The organism is Bittarella massiliensis (ex Durand et al. 2017) (genome assembly GCF_017566145.1).
Taxonomy (GTDB): domain Bacteria; phylum Bacillota; class Clostridia; order Oscillospirales; family Ruminococcaceae; genus Bittarella; species Bittarella massiliensis_A.
Genome location: NZ_JABFCL010000168.1, coordinates 1 through 226 on the forward strand (window position 1 = coordinate 1; position 226 = coordinate 226).

1 protein-coding gene is annotated in these 226 nt (G+C 51.8%); it reads left to right on the forward strand.

The genetic code is table 11. From position 1 onward, the window contains the following. Positions 1-226: ComEC/Rec2 family competence protein (locus HJY11_RS13900; RefSeq protein WP_208076491.1), on the forward strand; the 226-nt coding region annotated here is incomplete at both ends.

Consider the following 226-nt stretch of genomic DNA (forward strand, 5'->3'; position numbering starts at 1 on the left):
ATGGGAAGTTTCTGGCGGCCATTTGGCCGGGAATTTGTATCCAGTTGCTGACATTTCCGGTGCTGCTTACATCCTATTTTGAATTTCCGCTCTATTCCGTGCTGATCAATCTCTGGGTGATTCCCCTGATGTCCGTTGTTATGGGTGCGGGGCTGCTGGGGAGTCTGTGCTGTCTTATCCTGCCGCCGTTCGCGACGGTATTTCTGTGGATCAGTAAGCTGGTACT